Genomic DNA, 16,710 nt, shown 5'->3' with positions numbered 1-16,710 from the left:
GAGGAGGGGAATGCTGTTCAGGGCGACGTTGAACGCATCTTCGCCACCTTGTCGCTCCCCCTAGCGCGCCTCCTGGTGCAGAGATGCCGGAGACCGGCTCTAGCCTTGCAGGGTCAGCAGGTTAGCGTCGCGCGCGAGCCGCCACTCACCATCTGGCTCCTTGCGCAGGAGCGTCAGCGCATATCCCGATCGATGGACCGGCTCGCCATTCGGCGGGGTCGCGGTCATGTCGATGCGGCTGCGGATGAAGGCCCAATTGCCGAGAAGCTGTAGTTCCACGATATCGCTCGTGCCGTCGATATGAACGCCGGCCGTCTCCTGCGCGGCCGCCGCGAAGATCTCCTTGTCGAAGGGTTCCCGGCCGGGAACCATGAAGACCGCATCGTCCGTCATCAAGCTGAGGACAGTCGCGATGTCTCCACGCTTACTCGCATCCATCCACGTCTCGACCAGCTTTCGGATTGCTGTTTCGTCGCCCGTCATCCGTTACCTCCCTGGCATCTCGCCGTCATCGATAGCGCACGGCGCTCCTCCGTCCCTGAAACATAGGGCTTAGATCGCTGTCGTCATCGATTGCGGTGGTCCTCGACGTCGCGCGGCGTGGGGCATGGTCCGCGAAACGGCAGGTCCTGGCCCTCGATGCCTATCGCCAGCCACCCGAGGCGGTGATGCGCTCGCCGGTCAGCCATGACGCCTCGTCGGAAGCGAGGTACACCGCGACGCGGGCGACGTCATCGGGCAGGCCGAAGCGACCGAGCGGGGTCATGGCGATAATCTGCTTCTCGAATTCGCTGCCGACGATGCCGATGCGCGCGAGGCCTTCGGTATCGATGCCGCCGGGCGCGATCGCGTTGACGCGGATGTTGCGTGCGCCGAGCTCCCGCGACATCGTCAGCGTGATCGTGTCCACCGCTCCCTTGGTGGCGGCGTAGACGAGCGAGTTCGGCTGCGGATTGCGGCTGGCAACCGAGCTTATGTTGATGATGCTGCCGCCGCCCGGGCCAAAATGGCTCACTGCTGCTTGCGTGGTCAGAATGATGCCCAACACATTGGTGTCGAACTCACGGTGGAACTCGGCCTCGGTAACCGCTTCCAGCGGCTCGAACGCGAAGACGCCGGCATTGTTGACCAGGATGTCGAGCCCGCCAAACTCCGATTTCGCCGCCTCGAACAGGCGGCGCACGTCGGCCGCTTGCGACACGTCGCCCTGGACGGTGACGGCGCGGCCGCCACGGTCCTCGATCTCGGCGACGACGCGGTCGGCGCCTTCCTGTGACGAGGCGTAGTTGACGACCACCGCGGCGCCGGCCGTGGCAAGACCCTTGGCGATGGCAGCGCCGATACCCTTGGAGGCGCCGGTGACGATGGCGACCTTGCCGTTCAGCTTGCTCATCAAATCTCTCCTTTGTCGATGATGAGCGGTATTTAATGATGATCAAAAATCGTATTAGGATCATCATGATCCATTCTTTCGTGCCTGGAATTCCGGAATGACCACCATCCTCGAAAAGACCGCCGGTCTCGTCGCCTTCGTCCGCACGGTCGATGCCGGCTCGTTCCATGCCGCCAGCCGGCTGGTCGGCTCCAGCCCATCGGCGGTGTCGAAAAGTGTGGCGCGGCTCGAGCGGCGGCTGGGCGTCAGGCTGATCAAGCGCTCGACGCGCCGGATCGGGCTGACCAGTGAAGGCATCGCTTATTACGAGCGCGTGGCGCCGCTGCTCAGGGCGCTGGACGATGCCGAAGACATCGTCCAACTGGCCGATACAGCGCGCGGCCTGCTGCGCGTCACAGCGCCGGTCGAACTCGGCCGCGGCCTGATCGCGGCATGGGCGCAGGCGTTCCTTTCGCGGCATGGCGCAGTCAAACTAGAGCTCAGCGTCACCGACCGCCACGCCGACCTGATCCGCGAAGGCTATGACGTTGCGGTGCGCATGGGGCAGCTCTCGGACACCGGGCTCATCGCGCGCAAGATCGCCAATCTGCCGATCGTGCTGGTGGCCTCACCGGCCTATGTCGAGCGGCGCGGCCGTCCGGCATCGGTCGAGGATTTACCGAACCACGAATTCGTCCGCTACCAGATGGCCGGCCGGCCCTATCCCGTCACTTTTGCCGACGGTACGATGATCGTGCCGGACGGACGGCTCGATACCGATGATGGTGGTGCCATCCGCAATGCGGCACTTGCCGGCGCCGGCATCGCGCATCTGATGCGGTTTGCCGTGCAGGACGATCTCGACACGGGCCGCCTGGTCCGCATCCTGCCCGAGGTGGCGATGCCGACCATGCCGGTGTACATCGTCCATGCGTATGGGCGACAGCTACCCGTCCGGGCGCGGCTGTTCGTCGACTTCCTGGCGGGCCAGATGGCGGCGCTGATGCGATAGCGCAAGGCAGAATGACCTCCGCAGCCGATCCGACGCCGTCGCAAGCAAGATTCTTGCCCCATCACCCGATCTTCAGAACGCAATCTTCACTGACTCGGCGCTGCGGTTGGCCGGGCCGTGGTGGACGGCCTCGATATTGTTGCCGTCGGGATCGAGCAGGAAGGCGGCGTAGTAGCCGGGATGGTAGTGCTGCCGCTCGCCCGGTGCGCCATTGTCCGTGCCGCCGCCATCGAGGCCGGCCCTGTAGAAGGCGTCGACCATGGCGCGGTCCTTTGCCTGGAAGGCAAGGTGGTGGCGCCCCGTCAGCTTTCCCTGGGCTGCCGGGCTGTCGGGGCTGGAGATGAACAGCTCGTCGGCCCAGAAATAATCCTCGGCGCTGCCGCCGATCGGAATATCGAGCACCTTGAAAACCGCCTCGTAAAAGCGCCGGCTGGCCTTGAGATCCCTGACCACCAACTGGATGTGGTCGATGAGACGGCCGCGATGAAGTTCCATACCTGATAGCTCCTTATCGCCAGGCTGGAAATCTAGCTCAGCACTGTGCACGGTCAATGCAATGGAGCAATTGAGCGGCGCAATTTCTTGACTGGATAAAAAATGCAACCGGATTGTCGGATTCAAAACGTCTCCAACGTCCTTCGGACGCAAGCGGCTCGGCGAAGCTCGAAAAGGTCGTGCCGTATCAACGCTTCCGGCATGGGAGAAAAGTGAAATGAGCCTTCCCTATCGTTGGGTTATCGTCGCGGCTGGCGCGCTGATGACCTGTGTCGCCCTCGGGGCGATGTTCTCGCTGGCGATCTTCCTCGAACCGATGGCGCTCGACACACAATGGTCGCGCGCCGGCATATCGAGTGCGATGACGCTGAACTTCCTGGTAATGGGCCTCGGCGGCTTCGCCTGGGGCGCCATTTACGACCGCTTCGGCGCTCGCATCGTCGTCATGACCGGCGCCGTATTGCTTGGCCTGGCGCTGGTCCTGGCCAGCCGCACCGGCTCGCTGCTCGTTTTCCAGCTGACCTATGGCGTGCTCGTCGGCCTCGCGGCAAGCGCCTTCTTCGCGCCGATGATCGCGCTGACCTCCGCCTGGTTCGACACGAACCGCAGCCTCGCGGTCTCGCTGGTCTCGGCCGGCATGGGCGTAGCGCCAATGACCATCTCGCCCTTCGCGCGCTGGCTGATTTCGGCCTATGACTGGCGCACGGCGATGTTCGATATCGGCATAACCGCGTGGGTGCTGCTACTGCCGGCCGCGCTTCTGGTGCGCCAGCCGCCCCAGCCCGCTGCCGACGGCGCTGCCCCAACCGTTGCCGCCGAGGGTGCCGGCATGACGGTTCCGCAGGCGCTGCGCTCGCCGCAATTCATCGTGTTGGGACTGACCTTCTTTGCCTGCTGCGCAGCGCATTCGGGGCCGATCTTCCATATGGTGAGCTATGCGATGCTGTGCGGCATAGCGCCGATGGCGGCGGTCAGCATCTACAGCATCGAGGGCCTGGCAGGGCTGGGTGGCCGGCTGCTTTACGGCGTGCTTGCCGATCGGCTGGGCGTCAAGCCGGTGCTGATCACCGGGCTGGCCATACAGGCGGTGGTCATCGCCGCCTATCTGGCGGTCAGCGAGCTTGGTCAATTCTACACGCTCGCCGTCATCTTCGGCGCCACCTATGGCGGTGTCATGCCGCTCTATGCGGTGCTGGCGCGCGAATATTTCGGCCAGCGCATCCTCGGCACGGTGTTCGGTGCCGTAACCATGCTGTCCAGCCTCGGCATGGCTTTCGGCCCGCTCGCCGGCGGCATGGTGTTCGATGCCTATGCCAGCTATTCCTGGCTGTTCATCGGCTCGGCCCTTGTCGGGCTTGGCGCGATGGCGATTGCGATCGCCTTCCCGCCGCTGCCGCGCCGGGAGTTGCAACCGGCTTAAAGCCGGATCAGCAGAAAAGGGCGGCCGCTTGGATGGCAAGCGGCCGCGATCTGGCAGTGCTTGTTCGGCATTATGAAAAGCGAATTGCTATGCTCGCAGAGGCACCACCTCGGCGCCATCAAGCGTGTAGCGCGCATAGCGGAAATCGCGAATTCTCGCCAATCTGTCGCCCGTCCATTCCAGCAGGATAAAGTATCTTGGCCCTCCGGCCGAGTCATCCGGATCGATGACAAGTATGGCTGGGTGCCGATCCACCAGGCCTGGAAGCAGCCGCCAATCGTGGATACCCGCGTAATTGTGGAAGTACCGGCCCACTTTCGTGCGGCCGCTCGCCCGGAGCCGGTTGACGAGGTCAAGCCGCACGTCCTCGGCCAGCATGTCGCGGATCGTATCGAAGTCGCGGGCGTTGAACCGCTCCACATAGGCTGCCAGACGCGCCCGCTCGGGCTCGGCCAACACCGGCACAGGCCGATCGTCAGGCTCGCCGGCGACTTCGCGCAGGCGCAGACGGCCGCGATGCAGTGCGGCTTTCACCGCCGGAACGCTGCTGTCAATAATGTTGCCGATCTCTTCGATCGTATAGCCGAGCACATCCATGAGGATGACGCTGCTACGCTGCGCCGCGGGGAGGCGCATGAAGGTCTGCAGGCTTGCGGCTGCAGTGTGTCGACCCTCGGCCGACATGCCGGGGTCAGGTATCATGTCGATATCCTCGATGGCATGCGCGGCATCCACCCTGGCGCGACGGCGCAGGTGGTCGAGCGCTGCATTGTGCGCGATGCGGAACAGCCAGCCCTCGACATTGGCTATCGGTCCGGTCCCTGGGAACGCCTCGAGCGCCTTGACCGTAGCTTCCTGGACGACATCCTCGGCATCGATCACCGAACCGGTCATGCGGGCACAATAGCGGTGCAGTTTCGGCCGCAATTCGCCGAGCAGCCGGTCAAATGGCTCCCGTCCTTCTGGCGTGCCGGATGCGGATCCGGTCATCGCACAAGGATCGATTTCATTGCGTATCTCCCAGGGCAGGCGCGCCCGCCATCAGGCGCAGCGTCTTATAGACGCTCGACGATGGCAAAAGGATTCGGTCGAAAAAAACTTTCTTTAGCTGGAATCCTTTGGTGGTGCCTCCGCGTCTCTGGATCATGGGACCGCGAGACTGGTGGGCCATCTGTTCAAGCCGGAGGCGCCATAATCATGAGCAAGCAAAGTGCGGGATCAACGAAGGTCTGGGTTCTCGCCCTCACGTCGATAGGCTCCTTGATGGTCGTTCTCGATGCGATGGTCGTGGCGACCGCATTGAGCACGATGCGGGTCGAACTCGATGCCTCGCTGGAGACGCTGCAATGGACGATGAACGCCTATAATTTGAGCTTTGCCGTCCTGCTCATGACCGGGGCTGCGCTCGGTGACCGGTTCGGCCGCCGCCGTACGCTCGTTGCCGGATTGGCGTTGTTCATCGCAGCGTCGGTTGCCTGCGCGCTCGCTGGAAATGCCGGATTGCTGATTGCGGCCCGTGCGGTTCAGGGCGCGGGTGCCGCAATGGTCATGCCGCTGGCCATGGCGCTGCTGAGCGTCGCTTTTCCCCCGGAGGAACGAGGCAAGGCGCTGGGCATCTTTAGCAGCATCACCGGCCTGGCCCTGATCATCGGTCCGATGGCGGGCGGGGCGATCTCCGAAGGCCTCTCCTGGCACTGGATCTTCTGGCTCAATGTTCCGGTCGGCATCGTTCTCATCCCGCTGGTGATGCGTCGGATTCCGGAGAGTCACGGGCCGGGTACGGCAATCGATGTCCTCGGCGTCGCCCTGGTGACTGCGGCGGCATTTGGAGTGGTCTGGGGTCTGATGCGCGGCAACATCGTGGGCTGGAGCAGCTCTGAAGTGCTGTCGGCGCTGACGGCCGGGCTGCTTCTGGCCATCGCATTCGTCCTTTGGCAGCTGCGTACCCGTGAGCCCATGCTGCCTTTGCGGTTCTTTCAGGCGCGCGCATTCTCCTCGGGCGTCGGCGCGAATTTCCTGCTTTGCGCCGCCATGTACGGCCTCGTATTCCTGCTGCCGCAGTTTCTGCAGTTTGCCCAGAGCCGTGGGCCGCTCGGCGCCGGCATGGGTTTGCTGCCCTGGACCGCCACGCTTTTCGTGGTCGCACCGATCGCCGGCAGCCTGATCAACCGCGTCGGCGAGCGCTGGCTTGTCGTGGCCGGATTGATCCTGCAAGCGGCTGGAATGGCCTGGCTGGCGCAGATCGCAGCACCTGATCTGCCCTACATCCAGCTAGTCGCGCCCCTGATCATTACCGGTGCCGGCGTGTCGATGGGCATGCCTGCCGCGCAGAATGCGGTCCTCAATGCGGTCGCGCGGCCGGAGGTCGGCAAGGCTGCCGGCACGTTCAATACATTCCGCTTTCTGGGCGGCGTATCCGGGATCGCGATCGCCGGTGCGGTGTTCGCCGGCACTGGAAGCTTCTCGTCCACCGACGCGTTCAGCGATGGCTTCACCGCGGCAATCGACGTCTCCGCGCTGCTCTCGCTCGCCGGCGCGCTCGTCGGAATGGGGCTTCCGGAGCGTCGCACAGTGGCGCTCGCGAATGCCGGCAAGGAGGCGTAATTGTCGCTCGGAGGCGGGAAGCTCGCGCGAAGCGGGTCCCCGCTTCAAAACGCCTTCTACTGCCCGGCGGATGCGAGGGTGCCGCTCGCCATGAGGCCCCACAACTGGTCGGCGCTCAAGTGCCTGGCGGATCCGTCATAGGCCACGCGTCCGAGGCTGAGAACCACGATCCTGTCGGCCAGCGCCCGCACCGTGGCGAGATCGTGTGTGACGAGGCTGACGCCAGTGCCGCTGGCGGCGATCGAACGGATCAGCTTCACGCGTTCCGTGATGGCGGCGAACATGCTGCATTGCAGCACCCTGCCGCCGATATCGGCGGGCCAAGGCAGCGCGCGAAAATCGTCAAAAATGGACAATTCGGGCTGGTTCCCGCTGTTTTTTGGCTTTTATTAGCCGCGCCTCACGTTCCTGTTTCAAATATGTCAACTTTTTGTGTTGCGTTGCACAATGGTGGCGCCTTATCCTGCGTGAGGGGGGCGCTTCCGATTGGAAATGCGCCGTGAACGACGCCGCTATGTTGACCGATTGGCAGTTTCGCCGTCCCGCCGGCGCACGCCGCTAATGGGAAATGCGCGCGACACCCAATTGGACGCGCTGAGGGCCATCGCCGTGACGATGGTGCTGTACGCACACTTCTTCGCGGCCGGAGGATCCTCGTTCTGGGGCCATATCGGCGTACGTCTGTTCTTCGTGCTGAGCGGCTTTCTGATTACCCGCCTGCTGCTCGAAGCCCGCTCGGCCGCCGAATTCGAAACCGGACCGGCGCTGAGATCCTTCTATATCAGGCGGGCGCTGCGGATATTCCCGCCCTATTTCGCCGTGCTGGGTTTCGTCTGGCTTACGGACATGGAGCAGTCGAGAGGATCGCTGGCCTGGCACGCGCTCTATCTGTCGAATTTCTGGTACGCAGCGCAGAATGAATGGACGCCCTGGCTGCTCTGCCATTTCTGGAGCCTGAGCATCGAGGAGCAGTTCTATATCGCCTGGCCGTTAATCGTGCTGCTGGCGCCGCGCCGGCGCCTCGAAGCGATCTGTATCGCCGTTATCGGGCTGTCGCTGGCCTACCGGTTTTATTGGCCGATCGCGGGAACACCCGGTTTGTCGCGCGACCTGCTGCCGCCGGCGTCGATGGACGCGCTGGCGTCAGGGGCGCTGCTTGCCGCTTACCGGTCAAGATCCGCTGGCCTGCCGCAATGGCTTCGAGCTGGCTGGCCGTGGCTGGCCGCGGCGTTTTTCGTTCTGCAGTGGTTTGCGCCGGCGCCGGCAAATCCGCTGCAGGAATGGGGCCTCTGGCTGCTGTTGCAGATCCTGCCTCTCGCGCCGCTGGTGGTCATCGTTGCAAGCTGTTCGACAGGGGTTGGCGGCTATATCGGAAAACTTGTCGAACTGCCGCCGCTGCTTGGCCTTGGCCGCATCAGCTACGGCGTCTATCTCTACCATCCGATAGTGCTGTCGCTCATCGTCAAGTCGCAGCCCTGGATCCCGCTCAACGTCTCGGAGCAAGGGCCAGGGCGGTTCCTGGTGGCGGGAACGGTGACGCTCATGCTGGCGTCGGTTTCATGGCTGCTTTTCGAGAAGCCGCTCAACAGCCTAAAGCGCCACTTCCCCTATGTTGCCCGGAGAGGCCGAGCCGGCTTCCCGACAGGCATCGATACGACCAACAGCGGTTGGCTCGCGGCAGGAGCATATCCGAGCAGGCCGCTTGATGGCGCATCGCGCTTGCCACGCAAGTTGCAACGAAGCGGTCGGGGCTGACCAATGGCTGCTCCCTTAGTCTCCGTTCTGCTGCCGACCTACAATGCGGGACCTTATCTTGCCGCTGCGCTGGGTAGCATCCTGCGCCAGGATTACGATCGTCTGGAGGTCATCGCCATCGATGATGGCTCGACCGACAACTCACTGCAGATCCTACAGAAATACCGCCAGGCCGACAATCGCATCTCGATCATCTCACGCGAAAACCGTGGCCTGATTGCAACTTTGAACGAAGGCCTGGCCATGGCCCGCGGCGATCTGGTCGCCAGGATGGACGCCGACGATGTCGCCTATCCCCGGCGCCTGTCGCGACAGGTCGCGCTGTTCAACCAGCAGCCTGACCTCGCGCTGTGCGGCGCGGGTTTCGACACCTTGCTCGGCAACCGCATCGTCAGGGGTTCGCCCGATCCGATATTCCAGGACAATAGCCTGCGCATCTTGTCGATGTTCTTCACGATCTGCATGCATTCCACGGTCGTCTACAACAGGAAGGTCATCGAAGAGAGCGTTCTATTTTATAACGAAAGGTACAAGCACGCCGAAGACTTCGACCTGTTCAGGCGGCTGACCGACCGCTACCCGGCGGCCATGATCCCCGAAAGCCTGATCGCCTATCGTATCCATGACGACAGCGTGACCAACAGGCACAAGCGCGAAATGCGCAGGACGCATTTGAAGATCGTCGCCGAGAACCTCGAGCGCGAGGGGCTCGCGGAAGAGACGCAAGACCTCCGCGACATCGGTGAGGTCCTGTCGATGGGCACGGTTCGCCGTGCCGCCGAGTGGATCCTTGCGCTGGAAGAAAGGATTGCCGCGCTGCCGGCCGAGGCGAGGCCGAGCTACCAGGCCGGCACGCTGAACCTGTTCTACTTCCTCTATCAGCTCATATCGGGAGAAAGACAGCCGTTGCTGATGCACGAATTCCTGACGCGGACCGCGAAATGGAAGCTCATCCGGCGCCGCGAGCAGTACGTGTTTCGCACCGGTGCCTTCGCGCCGCGCTTCAGTCTCGCCTCGATGTCGGTCACCAGGCAGGTGGATGCCCTGTCGCGGTATCTGCAATCCGTGCCGGCCGCGGCGGTTTTGCCTTCGAACCAGTTGAGCTAGCAACGCATGTTCGTCAAATCGCACCAGCTCCAGCAGCGCGGCCACTCGACGGTGCCGGCGGCCATGTCGCCGCGGCCGCAGCATGGACCGGCGCCGGCGGTCAGCTTCATCGTCTGCACACGCGACCGCGTCGCCGTGCTCGAGCCCTGTATCAGGTCGATCCAGGCCGCGTGTCGTGCCCATGCCGACTTTGCCGCCGAGCTGGTGGTTGTCGACAACGGCTCGACCGACAGCACCGCCAAACGGCTGGCCAGCATCGCCGAACTGTCGGACATCCCGTTCACCGCTATTCGCGAACCACGACCTGGACTGGCGGCCGCGCGCAACGCCGGGCTGGAGCGGGCGCGGGGCCGCGTGCTCGTCTTCGTCGACGACGATTGCGCAGTCCACAAGGATTATCTGCACGATCTGCAACGGCACTATTCGGCCGGCGAACGGGTCATCCGTGGTGGCCGCGTCGAGATCGGCGATCCCCGCGACCTGCCGTTCACCATCAAGCGGTCGCCGGTGCGCGCGCGGCTTACGCCGGATGTCCATCCCGGTGGCTTCGTGCTTGGCTGCAACATGACGATGCACCGTGATGTTGCAGCCCGCATCGGCCGTTTCGACGAACGCTTCGGCGCCGGCGGCCCGCTGCGCTCGGCCGAGGATACGGACTATCTCGTGCGGGCGGTGCTGCTTGGGATTCCGGTCGAATATGTGCCCGACATGACGATTTACCACCATCATGGTCGGCGCGATCGCAAGGCCATAGAAAAGCTGCACCGCGACTACAGCATGGGCAATGGCGGGCTTTGCCTGAAACATATCCGGCACGCGCCGTGGCTGCTTCGCCATTTCTACTGGTCCATGAGGGCGGCCTTGCGCGAACTGAGGAAAGGCCCTCTGTTCGACCGTGAACTCAAGCTGTCGCACTGGCCGATCATCGGCATGAACTTGCTCGGCGCGGCCAAGTTCGCGGTGCTTTCGCTGGTGAAATCGCCGCAGCCGGCGCAAATGCGACAGGAGCAACAGGCAAATGCCGAGGCGAGGTGATCCGCAATCATGCGATTGATGCCGCCCAGCCTGCCGATGCTGCGCCGCGCGCTCGGGCAAAAGCAGTTGCGCCTGCTTCCGGCCGTGGTGGTGCTCGGGCTGCTCAGTGCGGCGCTTGAGGGGTTCGGCATCGGCCTGATCATCCCGTTGCTGAACATAATCATGGGGCAGGGGCAGACCGGCATGGCTGGCTTTTCCGCCGTCTTCCAGCATGTCGGATCCAGCCTGAGCGAGCGCGACCGGCTGATCGTCATATCCGTCGCCATCCTCGGCTCGATCGTGCTCAAGAACCTGTTCGCCTACGCCAATACGCTGCTGACCACCTTCATCTACGGCAAGGCAAGCCATTCGATCCGCAGCGCGCTGTCGGAGCAGCTGCTGCGGGTGGGCTACCCGTTCTTCCTGCAGCAAAGCCCTGGACGGCTGCTCAACATCATCTCCAACGAATCCTGGCGGGCCTCGGATGCCATCCAGATCACGCTGGGGGCAATCGTCAACGCATCGGCCGCGATCATCCTGCTGACCTTCCTGCTGCTCCTGTCGTGGCAGATGACGCTGCTGGTCACGCTGGGCCTGGCGCTGGTGCAGGTCGCGCACGCCATGCTGTCGGCCAATCTGAAGGCGCCGAGCCGCAGCGTCGCCTCCCGCAACAGCCAGCTCGCATCACAGATGCTGCATCTGGTGCATGCCGGACGGCTGATCCGCATCTTCGGCCAGGAGCAACGCGAGAAGGCGGCATTCGACCAGGCATCGGATGCAGTGCGCCGGGCGGCGTTCGTGCTTTTGACGCGTCAGGGAGCGTTGCCGCCGCTGACCGAGGTTCTGCACGCCATGCTGTTCCTGGCGGTGGTGATCGGCGCCTGGTTCGCCAATGTCAGCTTCCCGCTGATCGTCGCCTTCGTCATCCTGCTCTACAGGCTGCAGCCCTACATGCGGTCGCTGCAAATGGCCTGGAGCCAGTTGCAGGGCCTGAGCGGATCGCTTGAAGAGGTGACGTGGATGCTGGACCCATCCGGTAAGCCCGAGCCGCCGCAAGGTGACGCGGCGTTCCCCGGGCTCAGCCAAGGCATCAAGTTCGAGGACGTCACCTTTACCTATTCTGGTTCGGAACAGCGCGCGGTGGTGCTGCATGCGGCGAATTTCGACATCCGCAGCGGCCGCTCGACCGCGCTGATCGGCCGCTCTGGCGCCGGCAAGACGACGATCGTCAATCTCCTGTGCCGCTTCGTCGAACCGGATAGCGGCAGGATCCTCGTCGATGGATCGCCTCTGGACCGCATCGACCCCAGCCAATGGCGAAAGCACATCGCGCTCGCCAGCCAGGAGCTGGAGCTGGTCGACGGCACGATTTTCGACAACATTATCTACGGCCAGGACGCGGCCTCGGCCGATGACGCCGAGCGCGCGGCAAAACTGGCCGAAGCGCATGGCTTCATCGAGCAACTGCCGCAAGGCTACAGGACCGTCGTCGGCTACCGCGGCGTCAACCTCTCGGCGGGACAGCGGCAGCGGATCGCGCTGGCCAGAGCCCTGGTGCGCGATCCCGATATCCTCATCCTCGACGAAGCCACCAATGCGGTGGACGGGCTGTCGGAAGCGGCGATCGTCGAGACGCTGAAGTCGCGCGCCGGCCGCCGCACCACCATCGTCATCAGCCACCATCGCAGCACCATCTCGTTCTGCGACGACGTGGTGATCCTGAGCCACGGCCGCGTGAAAAAGCAGGCGCCCTTCGCGGCGCTCGCGACGCTCAGCATGGACGAGCTTTACCAGCACGAGGCGCTGGAGGGCTGAGGGCGCCCCCCGCTGCGTGCGCGCGCTGGGAGGTCGTCTCGGATGTCAAGCCAGGTCAAGCATCTCAGGGCGAGGAGCCCTCCGCCATGCCTCTCTGCAGGATTTCTGGGATGATGAGTGATCCCGAGCTTACCCGCTTTCGATCTGGAGCGTACAGAACCAAGGGTCCGCCTGCCAAATCCATCAATGGCAGGCGGACCCTAATCAGCGCTGAAGGGACTGATTCTGCGCCGATCTCTCCTCGAGGAGGTGACGCCATCAACTGAAGACGGGCGCAGTTGTTCCCGGCGCCGGCCGTACACGAGACCATTGCGCAGGCAGGTCAGACTTAGGTCCTATAAAGGGGCATCGCTGGCTGGAGTGAACATCGGGTCTGCTCGGTGGTAGCGAAACTTCGGCCGGAGGTCGACGCAGCCATTGGGTTCCGGGGCATGGCTCGGCGCTGATCATAGGCGGCGATCGATCCCCGCACGCCTGATGGAGGGGCGCTTGCATTCCTGCGGAATGCCCATCCACCGGCGCCAAGTGAAGTTCTCCAAGCGGTACGGGCTCAGCGGTCGTCAAGCTGTTGCTAATATGCAGCACAGGCAGCGCTCTATGAACAGCGTCGCTTGGAACCGCTACCTCCGACCAACCGTTAGTGTCACAATGACGAACCAAAAAGTGAGGCTGACGATGGACCCGCTGCAAAACAACACGTTGGAGATCTGGTGTCTTGCGGCTGTTCCGCTGTCACTGCTCCTTACGGTGTTATTAGCCGGATTTATTCTTTAGCTGACCCAACGAGGCCGGCTTTGCGGACCGGGCCAGGAAGATGAAAATGACGGCCACTAGGCACGGTAGGGTCGCGGACACCCCGTGGCACCAGGCCGTGGCTGCCTTTTCCAACGTGCCCCCATAATCGGCTCTTTCGAGCGGTCCGGCTCGCGGCGATTGCTCGCGGCGCCGTGGCGAGGGCGAGCATCCGAGCTCGTACGTTTTTTACACAATCTCTGATTGGTGGACTCGCCCGACGCCATCGACGTTAATTTTGCGTTAGCGACAGGAGGGGGAAGATCGCTAACGGGAGGAAGAAAATGAAAGAAAACTACGATCTGACGATCGACTACGACGACGTGCCTTACGACAACAAGCCTTACGATCTAGCCACATTCGCAAGGAAGCACGGGCTCAACATTCGAGCCGCCGAGCTTCTTCTTTTCGCCAAGGGCCCGTCTCGAGCGGCCTGCGATGCCGCGGCGAGGGCTTTTCTGGCGGCAGTCGCCGCACAAGCTATGAGACAATCGGCGCGGTAGGTCTCACAAAGCCATTGCTGACACGGCCTGCCGTGTCAGCAACCTAACGGACAGCGCTGGAAATTCCGGGCCGTTTCCAACAAGATGCCTAAGCATCCGGGAACGGCCTGAAATGTGCAATCTTTACAATATCACGACCAGCCAGGAGGCCATTCGCCAGTGGACCCGCGCCTTGCGGGATATCCTCGGCAATCTCGAACCCTCCATCGACATCTATCCCAACCAGCCAGGCCCTGTGGTGCGCAACACGCCGGACGGCGAACGCGAATTCAATTCGCCCGTGACATTTTTGTTCCCGTTTTGTTCAATTTGACCAGAAACTAGTGGAGGCATCGCCCACATTGCAAGCGAACGCTTCGTCACTGAAAGGTTTATGCCGCTTGCGCGAGGTGCATCAGGTACGGTTCTGAACAATTTGCATACCGTGCTAAAATCCGCGGGCGACCGCGATGGGCGTCGTTACCTGCTTCTGGACGCACCATGTTCTCGTAAACTGTCCGGCGCAGAGATGCGTGGCCGCCGTCTTCGCAGGCTCAGGTTCCGTCAGGCATCCGGCGCGGCTGCCTGGCAAGCGACAACACGCCCAACGCCGCCTCAATGCTTCTTGAAATACTGCACCTCACGTTCGTGCTTCTCCGCGGCCTCGCGGCTGTCAAACGTCCCGAGATTGCGGCGCTTGCCGGTCTTTTCGTCCTTCTTGCGCGAATAGAGGCGGTATTTTCCGTCTTTGAGTTTTCTGATCATCTGTCACTCCCCGAGCCGCTGCTTCCCCTTGAGGTTGCGCGCGGCTTGTTCGATCGCCGCCCGGTCGTTGCCCAGCCTGTCGATCAACTCCTGTGCCTGTTCGCCCGATATGCCGGTGCGCACCGCCAGGGCCTCCACCGTCAAGACGTCGGAACTCGCGAACTCGCGGGTTTCCGGCAGGGCATCGCCTGCCGTCAGCGGCAGGGCTGCCTCCCTGTCGATCTCGGCCTCGGCCCGGTGCCAGTGCCGCTCGGGATCGCCATGGATCCCGCCTTCGCGTTCCCAGATCTGGTATGCGCGCTCACGAATCTTGTCGTCCCGTTCGTCGCCCATCTTAATTCCTCCTTTGCCTGTCGGATGAACGCCGCGCCGATCCGAACGATCCAAAAAAATTTGCGTGATCGTTGGTTAGCCGCTCGAGGGTGGGATCGCACAAGACACCATGCCCTTCGGTCCGCTAGCCCGCCATCCGGCGCGCCAGCCTACTCGCACTGCCGACGTGGCCCGCCGGAATACGGTTGATAGCTGTTGTCCTCCGGCCGGTACGAGCGGTAGCGGCTGAAGCAGTATTGGACGTGGTCGGATGAGAACTCGGCGCCGCCGGGTTCATCCGGTGGCGGGTAGCCCTCCACTGACGACGTATCGCTCGCCTCGACGTAGCTGCCGTCATCGGCGGCGTCGAGATAGGGCGATATGCAGGGGCGCTGTTGGCCGCTGTAGGATGTGTAGCGGTTGTCGCCTGGCCTGTAGGAGCGGTAGCGGCTGGCGCACCATTCGACATGGGCGGCGGGCAGCGTCTGCTGCTCTTCCACCGCCGGCTTGATGGAGCCGGTGGTGTCGGGTGTCGAAGCTGCGGCGGTGTCGGCGGGTTTCGAGCTGCGATCAACTTCCGAGGTGCGAACGGGAACCGGGCGGGCCGGGAGGCGCTCGAGGCGCTGCGAGGCCGGGTTTACCGGGCGCGGATCCTTGGCCCACAGTTCGGCGACGCTGGAGACCGGGGCGGGCGGCCGCACCGGCTTGGCTATCAATAGCCAGGTGGCGAATGCGAGGCCGCTGGCGAATACGGCGAGCGTCAGGACGAAGCCGCCAAAGATTGCGAACAAAGCTTTCATGCCGCGCTCCTTCGCCTCCCGGTTAAGGAAATGCGGGGGCGGGGAATCCGGTTCCAGGAAAGAGCGCGGGGGGAGAGGATTTCAAAAAAGGAAGACCCCTCTCCGTCTCGGCTTCGCCGAGCCACCTCTCCCCGCTTTGCGGGGCGAGGAACCCAAGATCGCGTAGGGGGCCTTTCAGTGCAGGCCGAATTCGCGCAGCAGTTCTTCGCGGTAGCGTACGAAGCGGCTTTCGCTGCGCTCGCGCGGGCGGGGCAGGTCGATGTCGATCAGCCGCGCCGCGCCGCCTTTCTCCTTGGGCAGGATCAGCACCCTGTCGGCCAGGTAGATCGCTTCCTCGAGGTCGTGCGTCACCATCACCATGGTGACGTTCTCCTCGCTCCAAATGCGCGCCAGTTCCTCCTGCATGCCGATCTTGGTCATCGCGTCAAGCGCGCCCAGCGGCTCGTCGAGCAGCAGGATTTCGGGCTGCACGGTCAAGGCGCGGGCGATGCCGACGCGCTGCGCCATGCCGCCCGACAGCTGCCTCGGGAAAGCATCGCCGAATTCGGCGAGGCCGACGAGCGCGATATAGAAGCGCGCCCGTTCCTCGGCCTCGGCCTTCGGCACGCCGCGCACTTCGAGGCCGAAGGCGACATTGCCGAGCACGGTCAGCCAGGGCAGCAGGCGCGGTTCCTGGAAGATCACCGCGCGCTCGGCGCCGACGCCGTGCACCGGCTTGCCGTCGATGGCGACGCCGCCGCTGTCGGCGGCCTCCAGCCCGGCAAGAATGCGCAGCAGCGTGGTCTTGCCAGATCCGCTGGCGCCGACGATGACCAGGCATTCGCCCGAGCGGATGTCGAGGTTGAGGGTCCTCAGCACGGCAAGCGAGCGCCCGCCGATGCTGAACGATTTGGACAGGTCGCGTATGCTGACCTCACCGCCGCTTGTGCTGCTCATCGCGCTCGTCTCCCAGCTGCCGGTTGGCC

17 protein-coding genes and 1 pseudogene are annotated in these 16,710 nt (G+C 63.5%); 9 read left to right on the top strand and 9 right to left on the bottom strand.

The annotated features are described in order from the left end of the window. Window positions 1–99: 99 nt before the first annotated feature. Both NKH37_RS13535 and NKH37_RS13530 read right to left on the bottom strand, forming a co-directional pair. Complete coding sequence (locus NKH37_RS13535; RefSeq protein ID WP_352856386.1) at window positions 100–483, bottom strand: YybH family protein; 384 nt, start codon at window positions 481–483, stop codon at window positions 100–102. 160 nt (window positions 484–643) lie between these two features. Beyond that, on the bottom strand, window positions 644–1,393 hold the full coding sequence (locus NKH37_RS13530; protein WP_353003586.1) for an SDR family NAD(P)-dependent oxidoreductase: 750 nt from the start codon (window positions 1,391–1,393) through the stop codon (window positions 644–646). 97 nt (window positions 1,394–1,490) lie between these two features. Here NKH37_RS13530 and NKH37_RS13525 point away from each other — a divergent pair, with 97 nt between their 5' ends. Then, window positions 1,491–2,384, top strand: coding sequence for a LysR family transcriptional regulator (locus NKH37_RS13525; protein WP_353003585.1), 894 nt, complete (start codon window positions 1,491–1,493; stop codon window positions 2,382–2,384). A 72-nt stretch (window positions 2,385–2,456) separates the two neighbouring features. Here the strand turns inward: NKH37_RS13525 and NKH37_RS13520 are convergent, their stop codons facing one another. Then, window positions 2,457–2,879, bottom strand: a complete 423-nt coding sequence (locus tag NKH37_RS13520; RefSeq protein ID WP_023722388.1) for a VOC family protein — start codon at window positions 2,877–2,879, stop codon at window positions 2,457–2,459. Window positions 2,880–3,096: 217 nt separating this feature from the next. Here NKH37_RS13520 and NKH37_RS13515 point away from each other — a divergent pair, with 217 nt between their 5' ends. Beyond that, window positions 3,097–4,299, top strand: coding sequence for an MFS transporter (locus NKH37_RS13515; protein ID WP_023722387.1), 1,203 nt, complete (start codon window positions 3,097–3,099; stop codon window positions 4,297–4,299). Window positions 4,300–4,386: 87 nt separating this feature from the next. On the opposite strand, the gene NKH37_RS13510 is transcribed toward NKH37_RS13515, so the two are convergent. After that, window positions 4,387–5,289: a sigma-70 family RNA polymerase sigma factor gene (locus NKH37_RS13510; protein ID WP_352589597.1), complete on the bottom strand. Its 903-nt coding sequence runs from the start codon at window positions 5,287–5,289 to the stop codon at window positions 4,387–4,389. Between the two features lie 207 nt (window positions 5,290–5,496). Between NKH37_RS13510 and NKH37_RS13505 the strand changes: the two genes are divergently transcribed. Continuing rightward, window positions 5,497–6,903: a DHA2 family efflux MFS transporter permease subunit gene (locus NKH37_RS13505; RefSeq protein ID WP_353003582.1), complete on the top strand. Its 1,407-nt coding sequence runs from the start codon at window positions 5,497–5,499 to the stop codon at window positions 6,901–6,903. Window positions 6,904–6,959: 56 nt separating this feature from the next. Here the strand turns inward: NKH37_RS13505 and NKH37_RS13500 are convergent, their stop codons facing one another. Next, complete coding sequence (locus NKH37_RS13500; RefSeq protein WP_353003581.1) at window positions 6,960–7,259, bottom strand: P-loop NTPase family protein; 300 nt, start codon at window positions 7,257–7,259, stop codon at window positions 6,960–6,962. 205 nt (window positions 7,260–7,464) lie between these two features. On the opposite strand from NKH37_RS13500, the gene NKH37_RS13495 reads away from it, so the two are divergent. The 6 genes and pseudogenes from NKH37_RS13495 to NKH37_RS13470 all read left to right on the top strand — a co-directional run. After that, complete coding sequence (locus tag NKH37_RS13495; protein WP_353003578.1) at window positions 7,465–8,658, top strand: acyltransferase family protein; 1,194 nt, start codon at window positions 7,465–7,467, stop codon at window positions 8,656–8,658. Between the two features lie 3 nt (window positions 8,659–8,661). Next, complete coding sequence (locus NKH37_RS13490; protein WP_023722381.1) at window positions 8,662–9,765, top strand: glycosyltransferase family 2 protein; 1,104 nt, start codon at window positions 8,662–8,664, stop codon at window positions 9,763–9,765. Window positions 9,766–9,828: 63 nt separating this feature from the next. Further along, window positions 9,829–10,800, top strand: coding sequence for a glycosyltransferase family 2 protein (locus NKH37_RS13485; protein WP_031195092.1), 972 nt, complete (start codon window positions 9,829–9,831; stop codon window positions 10,798–10,800). 9 nt (window positions 10,801–10,809) lie between these two features. Beyond that, on the top strand, window positions 10,810–12,594 hold the full coding sequence (locus tag NKH37_RS13480; RefSeq protein ID WP_502895814.1) for an ABC transporter ATP-binding protein: 1,785 nt from the start codon (window positions 10,810–10,812) through the stop codon (window positions 12,592–12,594). A 1,076-nt stretch (window positions 12,595–13,670) separates the two neighbouring features. Then, entirely contained in the window at window positions 13,671–13,889 is a 219-nt protein-coding gene (locus NKH37_RS13475; RefSeq protein ID WP_051409764.1) for a hypothetical protein, read from the top strand. Between the two features lie 112 nt (window positions 13,890–14,001). Further along, window positions 14,002–14,157, top strand: a pseudogene (locus NKH37_RS13470) (SOS response-associated peptidase); the annotation flags it as partial. Window positions 14,158–14,483: 326 nt separating this feature from the next. On the opposite strand, the gene NKH37_RS13465 reads toward NKH37_RS13470, so the two are convergent. The 4 genes from NKH37_RS13465 to NKH37_RS13450 all read right to left on the bottom strand — a co-directional run bounded on the left by NKH37_RS13465 (window position 14,484) and on the right by NKH37_RS13450 (window position 16,681). Beyond that, entirely contained in the window at window positions 14,484–14,633 is a 150-nt protein-coding gene (locus tag NKH37_RS13465; protein ID WP_023722376.1) for a hypothetical protein, read from the bottom strand. Between the two features lie 3 nt (window positions 14,634–14,636). Next, the gene (locus NKH37_RS13460) at window positions 14,637–14,966 is read right to left on the bottom strand and encodes a DUF2934 domain-containing protein (RefSeq protein WP_023722375.1); all 330 of its coding nucleotides are present in this window, start codon (window positions 14,964–14,966) and stop codon (window positions 14,637–14,639) included. 149 nt (window positions 14,967–15,115) lie between these two features. After that, a complete protein-coding gene (locus NKH37_RS13455) occupies window positions 15,116–15,745 on the bottom strand; it encodes a BA14K family protein (protein WP_023722374.1) in 630 nt (209 codons plus the stop codon). 174 nt (window positions 15,746–15,919) lie between these two features. Further along, a complete protein-coding gene (locus tag NKH37_RS13450; RefSeq protein ID WP_023722373.1) occupies window positions 15,920–16,681 on the bottom strand; it encodes an ABC transporter ATP-binding protein in 762 nt (253 codons plus the stop codon). Between the last annotated feature and the right edge of the window lie 29 nt (window positions 16,682–16,710).

It is taken from the genome of Mesorhizobium sp. M1217, assembly GCF_040318275.1.
In the GTDB taxonomy this organism is placed as follows: domain Bacteria; phylum Pseudomonadota; class Alphaproteobacteria; order Rhizobiales; family Rhizobiaceae; genus Mesorhizobium.
This window is presented reverse-complemented; position numbering and strand designations above follow the sequence as displayed.

Excerpts from the sequence above, each read along its gene's own strand:
- NKH37_RS13535 (WP_352856386.1), bottom strand. The coding sequence starts at position 483 with ATGACGGGCGACGAAACAGCAATCCGAAAGCTGGTCGAGACGTGGATG.
- NKH37_RS13530 (WP_353003586.1), bottom strand. The coding sequence starts at position 1,393 with ATGAGCAAGCTGAACGGCAAGGTCGCCATCGTCACCGGCGCCTCCAAG.
- NKH37_RS13525 (WP_353003585.1), top strand. The coding sequence starts at position 1,491 with ATGACCACCATCCTCGAAAAGACCGCCGGTCTCGTCGCCTTCGTCCGC.
- NKH37_RS13520 (WP_023722388.1), bottom strand. The coding sequence starts at position 2,879 with ATGGAACTTCATCGCGGCCGTCTCATCGACCACATCCAGTTGGTGGTC.
- NKH37_RS13515 (WP_023722387.1), top strand. The coding sequence starts at position 3,097 with ATGAGCCTTCCCTATCGTTGGGTTATCGTCGCGGCTGGCGCGCTGATG.
- NKH37_RS13510 (WP_352589597.1), bottom strand. The coding sequence starts at position 5,289 with ATGACCGGATCCGCATCCGGCACGCCAGAAGGACGGGAGCCATTTGAC.
- NKH37_RS13505 (WP_353003582.1), top strand. The coding sequence starts at position 5,497 with ATGAGCAAGCAAAGTGCGGGATCAACGAAGGTCTGGGTTCTCGCCCTC.
- NKH37_RS13495 (WP_353003578.1), top strand. The coding sequence starts at position 7,465 with ATGGGAAATGCGCGCGACACCCAATTGGACGCGCTGAGGGCCATCGCC.
- NKH37_RS13490 (WP_023722381.1), top strand. The coding sequence starts at position 8,662 with ATGGCTGCTCCCTTAGTCTCCGTTCTGCTGCCGACCTACAATGCGGGA.
- NKH37_RS13485 (WP_031195092.1), top strand. The coding sequence starts at position 9,829 with ATGTCGCCGCGGCCGCAGCATGGACCGGCGCCGGCGGTCAGCTTCATC.
- NKH37_RS13480 (WP_502895814.1), top strand. The coding sequence starts at position 10,810 with ATGCGATTGATGCCGCCCAGCCTGCCGATGCTGCGCCGCGCGCTCGGG.
- NKH37_RS13475 (WP_051409764.1), top strand. The coding sequence starts at position 13,671 with ATGAAAGAAAACTACGATCTGACGATCGACTACGACGACGTGCCTTAC.
- NKH37_RS13465 (WP_023722376.1), bottom strand. The coding sequence starts at position 14,633 with ATGATCAGAAAACTCAAAGACGGAAAATACCGCCTCTATTCGCGCAAG.
- NKH37_RS13460 (WP_023722375.1), bottom strand. The coding sequence starts at position 14,966 with ATGGGCGACGAACGGGACGACAAGATTCGTGAGCGCGCATACCAGATC.
- NKH37_RS13455 (WP_023722374.1), bottom strand. The coding sequence starts at position 15,745 with ATGAAAGCTTTGTTCGCAATCTTTGGCGGCTTCGTCCTGACGCTCGCC.
- NKH37_RS13450 (WP_023722373.1), bottom strand. The coding sequence starts at position 16,681 with ATGAGCAGCACAAGCGGCGGTGAGGTCAGCATACGCGACCTGTCCAAA.